The 17,625-nt window shown below is 35.7% G+C and carries 12 protein-coding genes and 7 pseudogenes; 6 read left to right on the top strand and 13 right to left on the bottom strand.

Annotated elements, in window-relative coordinates; all coding sequences use genetic code 11:
- Positions 1–63: 63 nt before the first annotated feature.
- The 6 genes and pseudogenes from N7U66_RS11875 to N7U66_RS11850 form a co-directional block, all read right to left on the bottom strand.
- Positions 64–1,467: pseudogene (locus N7U66_RS11875) on the bottom strand (OmpA family protein).
- A gap of 121 nt (positions 1,468–1,588) precedes the next feature.
- On the bottom strand, positions 1,589–2,785 hold the full coding sequence (gene kbl / locus N7U66_RS11870; protein WP_267675468.1) for a glycine C-acetyltransferase: 1,197 nt from the start codon (positions 2,783–2,785) through the stop codon (positions 1,589–1,591).
- A 107-nt stretch (positions 2,786–2,892) separates the two neighbouring features.
- On the bottom strand, positions 2,893–3,180 hold the full coding sequence (locus N7U66_RS11865) for a PD-(D/E)XK nuclease family protein (RefSeq protein ID WP_267675467.1): 288 nt from the start codon (positions 3,178–3,180) through the stop codon (positions 2,893–2,895).
- Positions 3,149–3,949 (bottom strand): 3'-5' exonuclease, encoded by an 801-nt coding sequence (locus tag N7U66_RS11860; protein ID WP_267678522.1) that lies wholly within the window; start codon positions 3,947–3,949, stop codon positions 3,149–3,151. Before N7U66_RS11860 ends, N7U66_RS11865 begins: the two co-directional genes overlap by 32 nt.
- A 320-nt stretch (positions 3,950–4,269) precedes the next feature.
- A complete protein-coding gene (locus N7U66_RS11855; RefSeq protein WP_267675466.1) occupies positions 4,270–5,814 on the bottom strand; it encodes a UvrD-helicase domain-containing protein in 1,545 nt (514 codons plus the stop codon).
- The gene (locus N7U66_RS11850) at positions 5,787–6,044 is read right to left on the bottom strand and encodes a UvrD-helicase domain-containing protein (RefSeq protein WP_267675465.1); all 258 of its coding nucleotides are present in this window, start codon (positions 6,042–6,044) and stop codon (positions 5,787–5,789) included. Before N7U66_RS11850 ends, N7U66_RS11855 begins: the two co-directional genes overlap by 28 nt.
- Positions 6,045–6,249: 205 nt before the next feature.
- Here N7U66_RS11850 and N7U66_RS11845 point away from each other — a divergent pair.
- Positions 6,250–6,858, top strand: a pseudogene (locus tag N7U66_RS11845) (superoxide dismutase).
- Between the two features lie 443 nt (positions 6,859–7,301).
- Here the strand turns inward: N7U66_RS11845 and N7U66_RS11840 are convergent.
- The 5 genes and pseudogenes from N7U66_RS11840 to purN all read right to left on the bottom strand — a co-directional run bounded on the left by N7U66_RS11840 (position 7,302) and on the right by purN (position 11,791).
- A pseudogene (locus tag N7U66_RS11840) lies at positions 7,302–9,199 on the bottom strand (amidophosphoribosyltransferase).
- 116 nt (positions 9,200–9,315) lie between these two features.
- Positions 9,316–10,252, bottom strand: a pseudogene (locus tag N7U66_RS11835) (PfkB family carbohydrate kinase).
- Between the two features lie 68 nt (positions 10,253–10,320).
- Entirely contained in the window at positions 10,321–10,962 is a 642-nt protein-coding gene (locus tag N7U66_RS11830) for a ribonuclease H family protein (RefSeq protein WP_267675464.1), read from the bottom strand.
- Positions 10,963–11,006: 44 nt separating this feature from the next.
- Entirely contained in the window at positions 11,007–11,231 is a 225-nt protein-coding gene (locus N7U66_RS11825) for a hypothetical protein (protein WP_267675463.1), read from the bottom strand.
- Positions 11,224–11,791 (bottom strand): annotated as a pseudogene (gene purN, locus N7U66_RS11820) (phosphoribosylglycinamide formyltransferase). Before purN ends, N7U66_RS11825 begins: the two are co-directional and overlap by 8 nt.
- A gap of 181 nt (positions 11,792–11,972) precedes the next feature.
- Here purN and N7U66_RS11815 point away from each other — a divergent pair.
- The 3 genes and pseudogenes from N7U66_RS11815 to rnc all read left to right on the top strand — a co-directional run bounded on the left by N7U66_RS11815 (position 11,973) and on the right by rnc (position 14,310).
- A pseudogene (locus tag N7U66_RS11815) lies at positions 11,973–12,207 on the top strand (acyl carrier protein).
- Between the two features lie 12 nt (positions 12,208–12,219).
- Positions 12,220–13,470 carry a beta-ketoacyl-ACP synthase II gene (gene fabF / locus N7U66_RS11810; protein ID WP_267675462.1) on the top strand — a complete coding sequence of 417 codons (1,251 nt, stop codon included), beginning with the start codon at positions 12,220–12,222 and terminating at the stop codon, positions 13,468–13,470.
- Positions 13,471–13,565: 95 nt separating this feature from the next.
- Positions 13,566–14,310, top strand: a pseudogene (gene rnc, locus N7U66_RS11805) (ribonuclease III).
- 29 nt (positions 14,311–14,339) lie between these two features.
- On the opposite strand, the gene N7U66_RS11800 reads toward rnc, so the two are convergent.
- Together N7U66_RS11800 and N7U66_RS11795 are read right to left on the bottom strand one after the other, a co-directional pair.
- Positions 14,340–14,747, bottom strand: a complete 408-nt coding sequence (locus tag N7U66_RS11800; protein WP_267675461.1) for a hypothetical protein — start codon at positions 14,745–14,747, stop codon at positions 14,340–14,342.
- Entirely contained in the window at positions 14,744–15,088 is a 345-nt protein-coding gene (locus N7U66_RS11795) for a hypothetical protein (protein ID WP_267675460.1), read from the bottom strand. Before N7U66_RS11795 ends, N7U66_RS11800 begins: the two co-directional genes overlap by 4 nt.
- A 522-nt stretch (positions 15,089–15,610) precedes the next feature.
- Between N7U66_RS11795 and N7U66_RS11790 the strand changes: the two genes are divergently transcribed.
- Positions 15,611–16,099, top strand: coding sequence for an IPExxxVDY family protein (locus tag N7U66_RS11790; protein WP_267675459.1), 489 nt, complete (start codon positions 15,611–15,613; stop codon positions 16,097–16,099).
- The gene (pyk, locus tag N7U66_RS11785) at positions 16,099–17,526 is read left to right on the top strand and encodes a pyruvate kinase (protein WP_267675458.1); all 1,428 of its coding nucleotides are present in this window, start codon (positions 16,099–16,101) and stop codon (positions 17,524–17,526) included. The genes N7U66_RS11790 and pyk overlap by 1 nt, the downstream gene beginning before the upstream one ends.
- The last annotated feature ends 99 nt before the right edge of the window (positions 17,527–17,625 follow it).

Genomic DNA, 17,625 nt, shown 5'->3' with positions numbered 1-17,625 from the left:
ATAAAAAACGCCTCGGTAAACCGAGGCGTTTTTATAAAAACTTATTTAAAAGTATTGAGAAACTTATTTTTTAAGTTTAATCTCAGTACGTCTGTTGTTTTTTCTTCCAGATCTAGTTGCATTTGAATCTACTGGGTATTCTTCACCAAATCCATAAGCAGTTAATCTATCACTGTTAATTCCATTAGCTATTAAGTAATCTCTTACTGCATTAGCTCTTCTTTCAGATAATAACTGGTTAGAAGACTTAGAACCAACGCTATCAGTATGTCCTTCTAATGTAAAGTTAGAATCTGGATATTCTTTTAAGATAGCAGTTATGTTTTGTAATACTTCGTAAGATTGTTTTTGGAAAGATGATTTTCCTGTATCAAATAAAATTGTTCTTGCATACTCATTTAATTGATCTATAACTTCTTGAGTTGGTTGTACAATTTACGGGCAACCGTTGTTTGCAACAGTTCCAACAACATCAATACACTGATCGTCTTTATCTAAAACACCATCACCATCTGTATCTCGGCCAAGGACATCCATTATTAGCAGCTGGACCAGCTTCGTTAGGACATGTATCATTCTTATCAGCAACACCGTCACCATCAGCATCTGGACAACCGTTTAAAGCCTTAAGACCTTTAACAGTAGGACATTCATCACTACCATCTACAACACCGTCACCATCTGTATCAGGACAACCGTTAAATTCAGCTAAACCAGCTTCATTTGGACAAGAGTCTTTAGAATCTTCAATACCATCACCATCTGTATCAGGACAACCGTTGAAAGCCTCTAAACCGAATACTTCGGACAGGCATCATTTTTGTCATAGATTCCATCACCGTCAGTATCTTTTCCACCAAATCTAACAGTAAAACCTGCAGAATGTTGGAAGTGAGTTGTTAAGTAATCTTCAAAAGCATGCTTATATTTAGACTCAACATATAAACCTACGTTATCAGTAAACCAATAAGTTAAACCTAAAGAACCATTTAAAGTTCCAGCACCAACATTATTATTACCGGAAGCACTATTAGTATTAAAAGGACCTTCTTCTATCCAAGTATAACCACCACCAACTCCAACATGTGGAACTAGTCTTTTGGTGTTTAATACGCTAGAAAGACTGTATCTTACATTTCCATCAAGAGCATAGTAGTTTAAGTCTGAAACTGAAACATCACCGTACTTTTCGATTTTGTTGATAGAACCAGCCGCTTGTAAAGAAAAATTTTCTCCTAAGTATTTCGACACGCTAATTGTTGATAAAGAAGGAAGAATATTCCAGTGGTCAGTTGCGTTAAAGTATTCATCGAAAACACCAGCATCAAACGATTCCTCACCTGAGAAAAAGTCTACTGCGTTAACTCCGAAACTAATAGCCCAAGGATTGTCTTGGTCTTGTGCATTCACATTACTAAAACTTACTACAAGTACTAGTGTGAATAATAATCTGCTAAGATTTTTCATATTCAAAAAATTTAATTTTTAAGTGTTAATTAGAAGCAAAAATAAGTTGTTAATCATTATTAACAAAGACAAATATATAAAAATATTGGTTATTCTGACAAATTGTTAAAGTTTATAACAATTATTTAATGATTTCCAAGGCTTTTCCAACTTTAATAAAGGCTTGTATCGCCTTGTCTAGATGTTTCTTTTGGTGCGCTGCTGAGAGCTGAACGCGTATTCTTGCTTTTTCTTTAGGCACAACAGGAAAAAAGAAACCTATAACATATATTCCTTCTTTTAAAAGCATATTTGCCATAGTTTGTGATAATTTTGCATCATACAACATAACCGGGACAATTGCTGAATCTCCATCGATGACATCAAAACCGGCCATTTTCATTTCTTTTTTAAAGTAATGGGTGTTGCTTTCTAGTTTGTCCCTTAACGAGGTGTCATTTTTGAGCATGTCGAACACTTTAATTGAGGCTCCAACTATAGCAGGTGCTAAAGAATTTGAAAATAAATAGGGTCTTGAACGCTGCCTTAATAGGTCTATAATTTCTTTTTTGGCAGTAGTATAACCACCCATCGCACCACCAAGTGCTTTTCCTAAGGTTCCGGTAATAATGTCTATACGTCCTAAAACACCTTTGGCCTCAAGGGTGCCTATTCCTGTCTCTCCTATGAATCCCGCAGCGTGACATTCGTCTATCATGACTAAAGCATCATATTTGTCTGCGAGATCACAAATTTTATCTAAAGGAGCGACGATGCCATCCATGGAAAACACCCCATCTGTGACTATAATTTTAAAACGAGCACCATTCTCGTTGGCAGTAATTAGTTGTTCTTCTAAATCTGCCATATCACTGTTTTTATAACGATAGCGGGCCGCTTTACATAAGCGCACACCATCAATAATAGAGGCGTGATTTAAAGCGTCTGAAATTATGGCGTCCTCTTTTCCTAATAGAGGTTCAAATACACCGCCGTTGGCATCAAAAGCTGCGGCATATAAAATGGTGTCTTCAGTGCCATAGAAGTCTGCAATTTTTTGCTCGAGTTCTTTATGAATGTCTTGAGTTCCACAAATAAAACGGACTGAAGACATTCCAAATCCGTGGGTATCCATGGCCTCTTGAGCGGCCTTTACAACCTCGGGATGCGAGGACAAGCCTAAGTAGTTATTGGAACAAAAATTTAAAACCGTTTCGCCCGTACTCAGCGTGATTTCTGCCCCTTGTGGCGAAGTAATAATGCGCTCTTGTTTATAAAGTCCGTTGTCTTTTATGTCTGTTATTTCTTGTTGTAAATGTTTTTGAATTTTACCGTACATGTGAATTGCTTTTTTACAAATTTAGAATGTTTTTTTACGTTAGAGATACAAACAACCTCCTTTTTTATATATAGGTTATTTCAGGTGTTCAAAAGTATGGGTGTTTGTTAATATGTTTGAATCTTAACCCCTTCATTAATATAGATTAATATTTTTTTAGTGATTTTATAATTCATTTCCTCTAAAACATCTTGATAGTCTTGTAATTGATGCTGGTATTTAGGGTTATGTAAGCCTGTTTTATAATCTATAATAACCACTTCTTTTTTATTATTTATTACCAGGCGGTCCGGGCGATAAATTTTTCCTGTTCTTGAAAGAATATCACGCTCATTGTAAACGGTATGGCCTTTAGAAAAATATTTACTTAAGTCTCGGATGACGTATGATTTCAAGGATTAAAATCCCTAAAATGCTGGCTTGTTCTTCATTAATTATTCCTGTACTTAAAAAATGACTGATGGCCTTGTCAACATCTTTTTCGGTTTTAATGTGTTCCATTAAATCATGCACTAGGTTTCCTTTTTCTAAGGCTTGTTCTTGTTGGGTATCCCAAAGGTAGCCCGAGTTAGTAATGATACTAATATTATGCGAAGCTTTAGATGTTGAAATGAATGCGGTTTGTTCAAGGGTTTCTAATGTAGTGATGGTTTTCGGTTTTTCGGTTCTTTCTTTTGAACCAAAACTATACATCGTTTTTGTGTCTTCCCATTCCCCTGCCTCCTTTAAGTACTCTATGAGCAATGATGAATAGGATTTTGTACTTGGATTAGTTTTACTTCCGAGATCTTTTTTACCAATCACATATAATTGTTCAATAGGTCGCGTTAAGACAACATACAATAAATTTAAACTGTCTAATTCTAGTTCTGCTTGATGTCTGTGGTAGATTTCTTTACCAACGGCGCCATAAAACTCGAAATCTTTATTGTAGTTTAATAAGGTATACGAAAAACCCTGGTATTGTTTAGGGTTAATTGGAAGCCATTCTTTAGGTTCTATATCTTCGTAGACGTTAATGTCAGCATATGGAAAAATAACCACAGGAAACTCTAAGCCTTTAGATTTGTGAATGGTCATAATCTGAACAGCCTCTTGCTCCTTAGGCGAAACGATACTTAACGTGTCTTTTTTAGTCTCGAAATACTCTAGAAAAGAGGAAATATCTGAACTGTTATGTTGCGAATAATCTAATACCGTATCGAGGTAAAATTGAACATAAGCGTTTGAATGACTGACTAATTTAAAGCCTCTAATAATAGTTTCTGCAATATCAAATAGTGCTTCCTGTACTATTGTTTTAGGATTGATACAAATATCAAATTTTTTTAAACCCTCAAAAAACGCTTCTAAATCTAGATGTATAGAACTGTTAAAAAAGGCATGCTTGTCTTCGATGCTATGTTTTTCAGCAATAAAATCTAAAATAGAGACTTTACGTTCATTGTCATTGGGTTTTATAAGTAATGAGAGGATATTATTAATTAATTGAACTTCGGAGCTCTATTAATTAGCATGGTCTCACTAGAGGTAATGTTTATGTTTTGACTGCTCAAATGTTCTGCAATAGCAATACCTTGCTTTTTCTTTCGTACTAATACACAAATATCTTTTAAGCGATACCCGTTATTTTGACAGGAGAGAATGGTTTGTAAGACCTTATTTGTATAGACTTTATCTTTATTATCATCTTTATCAAAGTCTATAAAGTTAAGATTGACATAGCCATTTTCTTGTTTAAAAGGTTGTTGAAACGCCTTGTCGTATAAATCACCATATGAAGCGTTGCTAAAAACGGAAGCGGAGACGTGTTTAAAAAAGGCGTTGTTAAAAGCAACTATCGTCTTTGAGCTTCTGTAGTTTGATTCCAGGTTTTGAACGTTTTGTTCAACATGAAAGGGGCGCTCTGTGCCATTAAAAAGCCCCATAAACTGCTCTGCTTTACCACCTCTCCAGCGATATATTGCTTGTTTTGCGTCACCAACAAGCATGGCTGTTCCTTTTTCAGCTCTTATATTTTCAGCAGATAAGGGGTTGGCGATTAAAGGAATTAAATTATCCCATTGCATTTTCGAGGTGTCTTGAAACTCATCTATAAAATAATGTTTAAATTTTTCACCCATACGCTCATAAATAAAAGGGGTGGGTTGTCCTTTTATTTCCTCGCTAATGATGGCATTAAACTCACTAATTAGCATTTTGTTTTCTTCCGTTTTTATTGTTAAAAGCTCTTGGCTTATTGCTTTTAAAACCGAAAGCGGTGTTAAGTTTTTTGCAAATGTTTTGAGGAATTTTAAATGGAAAATACCGGCTTTAGTATCATTAAAAGATTTTGCTATTTGAGGTTGTAAATTTTCAATTGTTTCCGCGATAGCTGTCGAAACTCTTTTTGGGTATAAAGTATTAGTATCTATGTTTTCTTGCCATTTTGATTCAAAACTAACAGAGAAGTTATTATTGGCTAATTTTTCAAAATGTTTGGGCAAATAGGCGCCTGAGAAATCACTGAAGTCTAATCCGTTGGATTCTAATAGAGATAGTAGTGCGTTGGCTTCTTCTACAATTTGTTTTTCGGTAGTTGTTTTTTCAGTAACTAACTGTTTTTTTAAAATCTCAAAATCATCTAGTGTTTTATCATCAAGTAATTTTATGTATTCAATGTCGCTTTCTTTTAAAAGCAATTGGGCAATGGCATTAAAATCTCCGGAAACATCCCAGCTTTTATCATCATCGGCTTTTTCAATGGCGAAAGCGATTAATATCTTAGTTAATGTCTTGTCTGTGCCAGCCTTTGAAATTAAACGATCAACGGCTTCGGCGAGTAATGATTTTGTATCGAGCTCGACTTCAAAATTTAGGGGTAATTTTAAATCATGAGCAAAGGTGCGAATGAGTCTGTGATTAAATCCATCAATGGTTGAAATATCAAAAGCAGCATAATTATGCATGATGGTATTTAAAATGATTATTGCCTTATGGTGAAGTGTTTCCGGTTTTAGCTTTAATTCTTCGGCCATGGCAGAAAACATGGGGTTAGGTTTTTCCGAATTTCAACTTCAGAAAAAGCCTTTAACATGTCTAAAATGCGCGCTTTCATTTCAGCTACTGCTTTATTAGTAAAAGTAATAGCAAGAATGTGTTTAAACTGATACTGTGTAGATGCTGAAAATAAAACCTTAAGATACTCTTTTACTAAAGTAAAGGTTTTACCGCTGCCCGCAGAGGCATTGTATACTTGAAATGGAGAAGGTGTAGTCATAAGTGTTATCTGCTACAAGATAAAAACAAATCGGATGATGCCGCCTAGATTTTTATTTTTTTCGTATGAAAAGGAAATTCACTTCAATTCATGATGTTAAACTATTATTAAAAGGAGCGGATTAGTATTGTTTAAATTTTTAATTGAAATGTGAAAGCATTAAATTTACGTTCAACGAATTATTAACCAAAAAACACATAAAATTATGGCTTTCGAATTACCGAAATTAAAATATGCATACGACGCTTTAGAACCAAATATAGATGCGCGTACCATGGAAATACATCATTCTAAACATCACAATGGGTATACCACCAAATTAAATGATGCTATTGCAGGCACCGACTTAGAGGGAAAAACCATTGAAAATATCTTGGCAAATGTTGATATGGAGAATAAAGCCGTTCGAAATAATGGTGGCGGATTTTACAACCATTCTCTATTTTGGGAGGTAATGAATCCTGAAGATAAAGGGCAGTTATCTCGGTGAATTAAAGGAGGCCATTGAAGTAGCCTTTAAATCTGTAGATGCCTTTAAAGATGCTTTTTCTAAAGCTGCTGCTACTCAATTTGGTTCGGTTGGGCTTGGTTGTGCGTGCATAAAGGAGGTAAAGTAGAGGTGTGTTCTACACCTAATCAAGACAACCCCTTAATGCCTGGCGTTAGTTGTGGTGGAACTCCAATTTTAGGATTAGATGTATGGGAGCATGCTTATTATTTAAATTATCAAAATAGAAGACCAGATTACATTGATGCGTTTTTTAATGTGATTAACTGGAATGAAGTAGAAAGACGTTTTGCTTTGGCAAAATAGTTTGAACGCTATATAGTATTGAAGAGAGCTGGTGTAATAACTGGCTCTTTTTTTGTTTATAAAGTTTTAAAAATAAAAAAGCCGGACGAGAGTCCAGCTTTTTTGCCCCAAATCTACCATGAACTTAACCTACTTATGTTATGGTAAGTTCAAATATAACGACATATAAATTGATTTATTGTTTTTTTTAGATAAATGGTAAAAATATCTGATAAAATGCATTTTATCGACGCTGTTGAATATTTTTATACGTAGTTAGATTAAATGTCATTGGTTTTATTAAGCATAAAAAAAGCCGGACGAGAGTCCAGCTTTTTTTGCCCCAAATCTACCATGAACTTAACCTACTTATGTTATGGTGACTTAAATATATATTAAAAAACAGTTACAGAAAAATCTTTTAGATTAAAAGCATTGATATCTGTTAAAGTGATTAACAACTGTTAATATGCGCGTTCCTTATTGCCTTCGTAAAAATTGATAAAGGCTCTATTAACGACTCTATTTCCTCCAGCCGTAGGGTAGTTTCCTGTAAAATACCAGTCCCCTAAATTTTTAGGACAGGCTTGATGGAGGTTCTCAACTGGTTGAAAAATGATTTCAACTTTGGCACGAACAGAATCATCACTCAATAGTTCTGATATTTTAGCTGAAATTTCCTCGGGTGTAAACGGATCGTAAATTTCTTTTACAAAGTTTTTTACCTCGTGATCTTTTAGCTTCTGCTGTGCTTTACATTTTTTATAAACGTCATCAACGATATGGTATTTATTATTTTCCTTTAATAAGGATAAAGCGGCATTGAAAGCCACTAAGGTTTCCAAATTAGCCATGTCTATACCATAACAATCAGGATAACGTATTTGTGGTGCAGAGGATACAACGACTATTTTTTTGGGATGTAACCTATCCATCATTTTAATAATACTCTTCTTTAAAGTGGTACCCCGAACAATACTATCGTCTATGATAACCAAATTATCTGTGGGTTTAATAACACCATAGGTCACATCGTACACATGGGCCACTAAGTCGTCTCTGCTGCTGTCTTCCGTTATAAACGTTCTAAGCTTAACGTCTTTAATAGCTATCTTTTCAATACGTGGTCTCTCTTTGAGAATATTAATAACACGTTCCTTGGAGAGCTTCCCGTTGCCTTCTAAAATGGCTTGAGTTTTTCGTTCGTTGAGATATTCTTCTACGGTTTCTATCATGCCGTAAAAAGAGGTTTCTGCTGTATTTGGTATGTATGAAAAGACTGAATTTGCCGTGTCATGATTAATAGCTTTTAATACTTCAGGCATTAATAAGCGACCTAACATTTTACGCTCTTGATAGATTTCGGCATCACTACCACGAGAAAAATAAATACGTTCGAAAGAGCAGGCTTTTCGTTCTAAGGGTTCTAATATTTTTTTAATAGAAACTTCTCCGATTTTTTAGTGATAATCGCGTGACCTGGTTCTAATTCTTTTACATCCTCAAACGCAACATTAAAGACCGTTTGTATTACAGGACGTTCTGAAGCAACGACAACAACTTCGTCATCCTTATAATAATACACCGGGCGTATACCTGCCGGGTCTCTTAAAACAAACGAATCGCCATGCCCTAATAAGCCGGCCATAGCATACCCGCCGTCCCAATTTTTCGCGGCTTTTCTAAGGATTTTCCCTACTTTTAGACGTTTTGCGATTAAAGGCGAACACTCATTTTTATTATATCCTTCTTTTTTTAAATCTTTATAAATTTTGCTTACCGCATCATCCAAGAAATGGCCAATTTTCTCCATTATGGTAATGGTGTCTGTATATTCCTTGGGGTGCTGTCCCAGTTCTACCAGATTGCTAAAGAGTTCTTTAACATTGGTCATATTAAAGTTACCAGCTAAAATAAGATTTCTGTGTTGCCAGTTATTTTGTCTTAAAAACGGATGTACACTTTCCACGCTGTTTTTACCAAAGGTACCGTAACGTACATGCCCCAAAAGCACTTCCCCTATATATGGAATGTTTTGTTTTTGTAACGCCACATCATCATTGTACTCCGGGTGCTCTGTTAATTCCTTATTAATACGTTCGTTAATTTGAGCAAAGATATCTTGAATAGGTTGTTGAGCTACAGAGCGTACACGACTAATATAACGTTCACCAGGTTTCGTGTCTAATTTTATACTTGCAAAACCAGCACCATCCTGACCACGATTGTGCTGCTTCTCCATTAATAAGTACATTTTGTTTACGCCGTAAAACGCACTTCCATATTTTTCTTTGTAGTATTCTAAAGGTTTTAAAAGTCTAATGTGTGCAATTCCGCACTCGTGTTTTAAAGCATCACTCATTGTTGTTGTGTTGTGAGTTGTTTATTAATTTAAAAATATAAAAGATTTCTGCAGGAGCAGAAATAATAAAAATATAGTTATAAAAAACGCGCTCAATGAAGGAGCGCGTTTTTTTGTTATTGAACATCTGTTAGAACAATTTCAAATTGTGTTAAATCTTTAAATTGCTGTAAACGCTTATATACTTCTTTGTCTTTTAGAGTTAACATGCGTTCTGTGCCAAATTTCTCAACGCAAAAGGAGGCTAAGGTTGACCCATAAATCACCGCATTTTTCATGTTCTCGAAGGAGGTGTCTCTTGTTTTAGCTAAATAACCAGCAAAACCACCAGCAAACGTGTCGCCTGCTCCCGTTGGATCAAACACTTCTTCTAAAGGTAAGGCCGGAGCATAGAATACATTCTCATTATGAAAAAGTAAAGCACCGTGCTCTCCTTTTTTAATCACCACATACTTAGGGCCCATCTCATGAATCTTACGAGCGGCAACTACCAAAGAATATTCTCCTGTGAGTTGTCTTGCTTCTTCATCATTAATAGTAATGACATCTACATTTTTTATTACAGAGCGTAAATCGTCTAATGCGATATCCATCCGTGAAGTTCATGGTGTCTAAAATAGCCAACTTTGGTTTTTTTGACATCTGATCTAAGACACTTTGTTGCGTCAGCGGATGTAAATTCCCGAGCATCACAATCTCGGCATCTCTATAACTTTCAGGAACTACAGGAGTAAAATGTTCTAAGACATTAAGCTCAGTAGCCAAGGTGTCACGAGAATTCATATCGTTATGGTATTTACCACTCCAAAAAAATGTTTTGCCTTCTTTTACAATTTCAACACCCTCTATATTAACACCTCTATCGGTTAAAAGGTCAAGGTATTCTTGTGGAAAATCGCCACCAACAACCGAAACAGCTGCGGTATCAACATTAAAGTTAGAGGCCGACAACCCAATATATGTAGCTGCGCCTCCTAATATTTTATCTGTTTTTCCAAAAGGGGTTTCAATAGCATCAAAGGCTACTGTACCTACTACTACTAGTTTACTCATGTAAGCGTTTTAATTTTAAGCGGCAAAGATACGATTTTTTAGAGGATTAGTGAGAAAAGAAATAACACTTATTTCCGCCCAAAATCGGCAGGAATTTCTCCCCAGGCTTTGGTTTCCCATTTTACAATGGTGGTTTTGTAATCGTTTTCTATAAGCCAGTTAACCGCACGATCTACCAAATCGTACACCGGTTTGTTTTTTGCATTACGTACTAACTTAGAATTACAGGTCTTTTTTCTTACCCAACTCATAGCTGTTTTTGAGTCGGTGTACAGGATGCGATTACTATTGTGTTTTTTTAAATAACTCAAGCCGTGAACTAAAGCTAAAAATTCGCCGAGATTGTTTGTGCCCTCAGCAAATGGTCCTTGAATAAACAGTTGTCTTTTTGTTTTAGTGTCCACACCACGGTATTCCATAATTCCAGGATTACCACTAGAAGCAGCATCAACGGCTATAGAATTGTAATTGGGACGCCCTATTTTTTTAAGTTGTTCAGTTGAAAGTTCACTCTTAAAAGTTTTGTTCTTACCTATATAATCAAAATAGTTGCCTTTTAAAGCTGCTTTTGCGGCATCAAACGTAGCGAAAGATTTGTATTGCGCGCCTTCATAGTCTTTAATTTGTGCTTTGCAATCATTCCAGGATTCAAAAACTCCGGACTTATGTCCTTTCCAAACGGTGTAGTATTTTTTCTTTTTTTTGCCCATTATTGTTATTTATGCCGTTTTGGCTTTTTGGGAGTGGTACTGTTTTAGTCACGTTTTTCATTAGATGTAGCATTCATCTCATGGCCATCTTCTTCAGAAGTCTCTGCAAACTCAGGTTTTGATGTCATAACCGGATCGTTTTCTAAGCGCTTTATAGCTTTCTTTTTACTTTTTATTTGGTAAGCGATTTTTCTAATGATAACATTGAAAACAAGAATTATAATGAAAACCCCTATAGCAATAATAATGATATCTAATAAATTACGCATTCAATAATTTTTTAACCACCTTGGGAAAATGCTCCTGTTCCAATAAATGAATTTTTTCGGCAACCGTTTGGGCAGAATCTGTAGCTAAAACCTCACATTTTGCCTGAAAAATAACAGCGCCGTCGTCATAATGTTCATTTACGTAGTGAATAGTGATGCCGATTCCATTTCTTTTTGGTCTACCACGGCTTGATGCACATGCATGCCGTACATGCCTTTTCCACCAAATTTTGGGAGTAAAGCGGGGTGGATATTTATGACTTTATTTGGAAAGTGCTTCAAAATGTTCTCTCGGAAATTTCCAAAGAAAACCAGCCGAGAACAATTAAGTCAGGACGGGAGGCTTTTAAAATATTGAGAACATCTTCGGTTTCAGTAAACGCAATTTTATTAAATGATAACGCGCTAACGTTTAGTTTTTTACAGCGCTCTAACACTTTGGCATGAGGATTGTTTGTGAGTACTTGAATAACAGACGCATCGTCGCTATTTTGAAAAAACCGAATTAAATTTTCAGCATTACTTCCGCTCCCGGACGCAAAAATTACTACACGTTTCATTTTCTAGTTTCCATGTTAAATATTCAAACAAAAAAAAGGATAATTATTAACAATTATAGGGTAAAAGAGAATTTCTTCAGGATTAATTATTAAATTACGAAGACATTTTTAACATAAAGATGTTTTTTCAAGTAAAGTTTTTTATTTTTGCCACTTAATTAAAACTAAAAAAATTAAAATTATGTCAGACATTGCATCAAGAGTAAAAGCGATAATCGTAGACAAATTGGGTGTTGATGAAAACGAAGTTGTAACAGAAGCTAGCTTCACAAACGACTTAGGCGCAGATTCATTAGACACTGTTGAATTAATCATGGAATTCGAAAAAGAATTCGATATCCAAATTCCGAGACGACCAAGCAGAAAACATTGCAACAGTAGGTCAAGCTGTATCATACATTGAAGCTGCAAAATAAGCACTAATATTTATGGAACTTAAGCGAGTTGTAGTAACAGGTCTAGGCGCTCTTACACCTATAGGAAACACCAAAGATGAATATTGGGACGCCCTTATTAAAGGAAAAAGCGGTGCTGCGCCTATTACGTATTTTGATACTGAAAAGTTTAAAACAAAATTTGCTTGTGAGTTAAAAAACTTTGTCGCGACTGATTTTATTGATAGAAAAGAAGCGCGAAAAATGGACAGGTTCACGCAGTACGCAATGGTCGCATCTGATGAGGCTATTGCGGACGCGAACCTAGATTTAGATGCCATCAACAAACTTAGGGTTGGTGTTATCCGGGGTGCAGGAATTGGAGGTCTTGAAACCTTTCAAAACGAAGTGCTCAACTTTGCAGAAGGCGATGGAACACCAAGATTCAATCCCTTCTTTATCCCAAAAATGATTGCAGATATTGCACCAGGTAACATTTCTATTAAAAATGGATTTATGGGGCCTAACTATACGACGGTTTCTGCTTGTGCATCTTCTGCAAACGCCATGATAGATGCTTTAAATTATATTCGTTTAGGGCAGTGTGATGTTATTGTCACTGGAGGAAGTGAAGCGGCTGTAACTATAGCAGGCATGGGCGGTTTTAATGCAATGCATGCGTTATCAACGCGTAACGAAAGCCCGAAACAGCCTCAAGACCTTTTGATGCCACCAGGAGATGGTTTTGTGTTGGGGGAAGGCGCTGGCGCCATTATTTTAGAAGAATATGAGCACGCCAAAGCAAGAGGGGCAAAAATTTATGCTGAAGTTGTAGGTGGCGGAATGTCAAGTGATGCCTACCACATGACAGCACCACATCCAGATGGTATTGGTGTTATAGCTGTAATGAGAAACTGTTTGGAAAATGCGGGTTTAAAACCGGAAGATGTAGATCATATAAATACACATGGTACATCGACGCCTTTAGGAGATGTTGCCGAATTGAAAGCCATTTCTGAAGTTTTTGGTAGTCATGCTAAAAACATTAACATTAATTCTACAAAATCGATGACGGGTCATTTGTTAGGTGCTGCGGGAGCTATTGAGTCTATTGCCTCTATATTAGCCATGGAACATGGTATCGTGCCACCAACAATTAATCATACCACTTTTGATGATTCGATAGATCCTAGTTTAAACTTAACGTTAAACACTCCTCAAAAAAGAGAAATAAAGGTTGCCATGAGTAATACTTTTGGATTTGGCGGACATAATGCCTGTGTGTTATTTAAAAAATTAGACTAACGCTCGAATGAAATAATTATGACAAAATATTTCTCTATTAATAAAAATATTTGGTTCATTACCTCTGATTTATGTAATGAAATAGTAGTCATCAAATGAAACGCATTCGAAACATATTTAGATCCCGTAATAAAGATAACGGGATTTTTTTTACCACTATTTCAGAGATTATAGGTTATAAGCCAAAAAATGTCAAGCATTTTAATACGGCCTTTACGCATCGCTCTATGAACATTAAAAACACGAAAGGCCATATTGTAAATTATGAGCGTTTAGAGTTTTTGGGAGATGCCATGCTTAGCGCTGTTATTGCTCATCATCTTTATGAAGAAGTGCCTAGCGGTGATGAAGGGTATTTAACTAAAATGCGTTCTAAAATTGTGAGTAGAGAACATCTTAATGAGTTGGGTCGCGATTTAAAACTAATTGATTTAGTAGAGAGTAAAATTCCAAAAGGACAATTTGGAGACAACATTCATGGCAACTTATTTGAGTCCTTAGTAGGTGCTATTTATCTCGGATGGCGGTTATAAAGCTTGCGAAAAATTTATTTATAAGCGCGTAATTACACCGTTTGTAGATATAGAACAATTAGAAGGCAAGGTGATTAGCTATAAGAGTTTGCTTATAGAATGGTGCCAAAAGGAAAAGAAAACCTTTGATTATAATGTATACGAAGATACTGGAAATGATGACATTCGCCACTTTTCGGTAAAACTATCTATAGATGATAAAATCGTGTCTAAAGGTCGGGCGACTTCAAAAAAGAAAGCCGAAGAAAAGGCTTCTAAGCGTGCCTTTTTTGTGTTTCAAAATCAAATTTCTAAGGCATTCTTATAAACAGCCTTATTCTTTAAGCCAAATAATAGCTATCTCGCTTTATGCGTTCTTGTGAGCACGTACCGAATGTCGTAAATTTCAGTCGAAGCAGTAGATACGATCTTAACAGTACCGCCATTGGCTTGCCAAGTCCCTAAGGTATAGCCTGTAAAAGAACTCAAATAGTAATGTTCTATTGCGTTACCTTTAGATAATACAAAATCTCTTTTATAAATTTCTCCTATACCCCCACCAATATCAATGGCTACCGTTAGGCGTGTGCTCGCAGCTGTTGTTGGTCTAGCTTTAAATTCTATGACTATGTTTAAACCGTCCCCATTTCTTCCCGTTATGGTTTGATTAGTAGCATCATAGAAAGTTGCTATGTCAATCGGTTTTTGAGTATCAATACCACCAGCAGCGTCATTTGGAAGCGTGACTTTAATCCCTCCTGTCAATGTGAGCGGATTTCCGAGTTATAAGTACCATCAACATAATCTGCCCAGCCAGTATAGTCATTTGCATTGTTTCCGGAGACAATTGGGAACCAAGTTGCTCCATCGTAAAAATAAAAAACAGTGTCGTCAGTATCAAAAACTAATAGCCCTTGAGCTGGACTGGCAATGGCTACACGCTGTACGGTTGTCATTCTAGGAGTTAACATACCTTGAGTTGTAGAACTTACATCTAAAACTGCCGAGGCATCCGGTGTAGTCGTGTTAATACCAACTTGGGAGAAAGATTGGTGAATAACTGTTAGCGAAACGACTAAAAAACAAGTTATTTTTAAAATTTTCATCCCCCGCAATATAAGAAAAAACGTATTACTAATCCAAAAAAAAAGAGCTTTAACGGTAAAAAATAGTGTTTAAACGGTGATTTATGACGTGAGAGGAGCATAATTAGTTAAATCTAGTATTCAGAAACAAACAAAATACCCGTTATAATTACCAGTTTTAGTTTTTTTTTGTAAAATTAATAAGTTTAATTATAAGGCATTTCACTCATTATATAATATATTAAAGAACAGAAAAAATGAAAATATAATTTCGGGGATACTATGAAATTTCAAGAAAGGGTAAGGCCTAGAGATACTGTTCTTTTTATTAGGTACTAAAGTGTATAAGTGTATTTAATAAAATAACTGCAGAGGTGTGGTGTGTAAATCTCCGTTTTTCAATGCTTATTATTAGTATCCTTCACCTAGATGCCTGGTAATTAAAAACAAGGTATACTACAACGTTTGCGTTACTATTTCTACTAAAATGCAATGTTTTGAACGATTTTAAATACTATATTTACAATTAATTCTGTTGTGAGTATGGCGATAAAAAAACTCGTTTTAGATGACTTTTGTGAGGAAGAACATTTCTCTCTAATTGGTATTCATTGCACGATAGAAGATTACAGGTTAGCTTTTTTATTGAATACCGCTTTAGATATTAGACTTACAAGAAAAGATAGTGATATCGATAATAACAATTCAAAGACGACTTTTTCTATTTTTGAATGGGAAGATCATGCTCAGTTTAAAACGTGGCATTTAGTGTCTAATACCTGTAAAATTGTTTGTAATCAAAGCCATGAAACTTTAGATTCGCTGTTTCGTTTTAATGAAATCACCACAGAAACGCACCATTTAGTTTCAAAATACAAGAAAGCTAATTTCTTACTTAAAATAAATAATGGGTTAAATTCTAAAAAGGAAAAACTCATTTTAGAAAAAATACTAAATATAGATCATGTCATTACAGCGTATAGTATTGCTACCGATGCCTTAAAATCTAAAGACCAACTAATATTTAACTAATGTTAAAAAGAAAAAAAACAAAGATTGTTGCTACCTTAGGTCCAGCAACCAGTTCAAAAGCCGTTTTAAAAGCCATGCTGGAAGAAGGCGCCGATGTGTTCAGAATTAACTTTTCACATGCCGATTATGATGACGTAAAGGAACGCGTAAAGATGATTCGTGAGCTCAATGCCGAATTTGGGTATAACGCTTGTATTTTGGCAGATTTACAGGGTCCAAAGCTTCGCGTGGGCGTAATGAAAGGAGAGGTTATTGTGAATCCAGGTGACGAAATTATTTTTGCTACTGGCAAACGTTTTGAAGGCACAAAAAAACGGGTGTACATGACTTACGATAATTTTCCGCAAGATGCCAAACCAGGAGAACGCATTCTGTTAGACGATGGAAAATTAATTTTTGAAGTGGTATCTACCGATAAAAAAACGGAAGTGAAAGCCGGAGTCATTCAAGGGGGGCCACTAAAATCTAAAAAAGGAGTAAACCTACCAAATACAAATATTTCTCAACCAGCGTTGACTGAAAAAGATATAGAAGACGCCATATTTGCATGTGAATTACAAGTCGATTGGATGGCCTTGTCTTTTGTAAGACATGCCGAAGATTTAATGGTGTTACAAGAGTTGATTAAGAAACACAGTGACCATAAAATACCAATTATTGCCAAAATTGAAAAACCAGAAGGCGTAGAGAATATTGATAAAATTGTGGCGTATTGTGATGGTTTAATGGTAGCCCGTGGAGATTTAGGGGTAGAAATTCCAGCAGAAGAAGTACCCTTAGTACAAAAGCAACTCGTTTTACGCGCTAAAAGAGCAAGAATTCCAGTAATTATTGCGACACAAATGATGGAGACCATGATTGATAGCTTAACACCAACACGTGCTGAGGTTAATGATGTGGCTAATTCTGTAATGGATGGTGCCGATGCCGTGATGCTTTCGGGAGAAACCAGTGTTGGTAAATATCCTGTAGAAGTTATTAAACAAATGGCCAGTATTATACGCAGTGTAGAAGACAGCGATTTAATTAATGTGCCTCAAGAACCGCCACAAATTCGTACTAAGCGATATATCACTAAGTCTATTTGTTACCACGCCTCGCTTATGGCTAACGAAATTAATGCCAATGGTATTTCTACCTTGACAAACAGTGGCTATACGGCGTTTCAAATTTCGGCATGGAGACCCAGTGCACACATTTTAGTCTTTACCTCAAATACGCGTATTTTAACACAGCTCAATTTGCTTTGGGGCGTTAAAGCCTTCTTTTATGATAAGTTTGTAAGTACCGATGAAACTATAGAAGATGTTAATAAGATGGCACAAGAGATGGGCTACCTTAAAAAGGGAGACATGCTAGTCAGTTTAGCAGCCATGCCAATTCAAGAAAAAGGCATGGTGAATACGTTACGTGTGACCGAAATATAGTTTATGGGTTTCCTTTTAGGGGACCGTGTTGACTCAAATTAAATAGATTAATAAAGGTTAGCGCGAACCGAGAATAAAGCATGTATAATTAAACCCGTC

It is taken from the genome of Lacinutrix neustonica, from assembly GCF_026625145.1.
In the GTDB taxonomy this organism is placed as follows: Bacteria; Bacteroidota; Bacteroidia; order Flavobacteriales; family Flavobacteriaceae; genus Lacinutrix; species Lacinutrix neustonica.
Note: the sequence above shows the minus strand (reverse complement) of the source record. Positions and strands in the feature narration are given on the sequence as shown.

What these genes read in the sequence shown, in the direction of transcription:
- N7U66_RS11850 (WP_267675465.1), bottom strand. Translation starts at nt 6,044, where the DNA reads ATGACTACACCTTCTCCATTTCAAGTATACAATGCCTCTGCGGGCAGC.
- N7U66_RS11825 (WP_267675463.1), bottom strand. Translation starts at nt 11,231, where the DNA reads ATGCGTAATTTATTAGATATCATTATTATTGCTATAGGGGTTTTCATT.
- N7U66_RS11795 (WP_267675460.1), bottom strand. Translation starts at nt 15,088, where the DNA reads ATGAAAATTTTAAAAATAACTTGTTTTTTAGTCGTTTCGCTAACAGTT.
- pyk (WP_267675458.1), top strand. Translation starts at nt 16,099, where the DNA reads ATGTTAAAAAGAAAAAAAACAAAGATTGTTGCTACCTTAGGTCCAGCA.
- N7U66_RS11855 (WP_267675466.1), bottom strand. Translation starts at nt 5,814, where the DNA reads ATGTTTTCTGCCATGGCCGAAGAATTAAAGCTAAAACCGGAAACACTT.
- N7U66_RS11790 (WP_267675459.1), top strand. Translation starts at nt 15,611, where the DNA reads ATGGCGATAAAAAAACTCGTTTTAGATGACTTTTGTGAGGAAGAACAT.
- fabF (WP_267675462.1), top strand. Translation starts at nt 12,220, where the DNA reads ATGGAACTTAAGCGAGTTGTAGTAACAGGTCTAGGCGCTCTTACACCT.
- N7U66_RS11830 (WP_267675464.1), bottom strand. Translation starts at nt 10,962, where the DNA reads ATGGGCAAAAAAAAGAAAAAATACTACACCGTTTGGAAAGGACATAAG.
- kbl (WP_267675468.1), bottom strand. Translation starts at nt 2,785, where the DNA reads ATGTACGGTAAAATTCAAAAACATTTACAACAAGAAATAACAGACATA.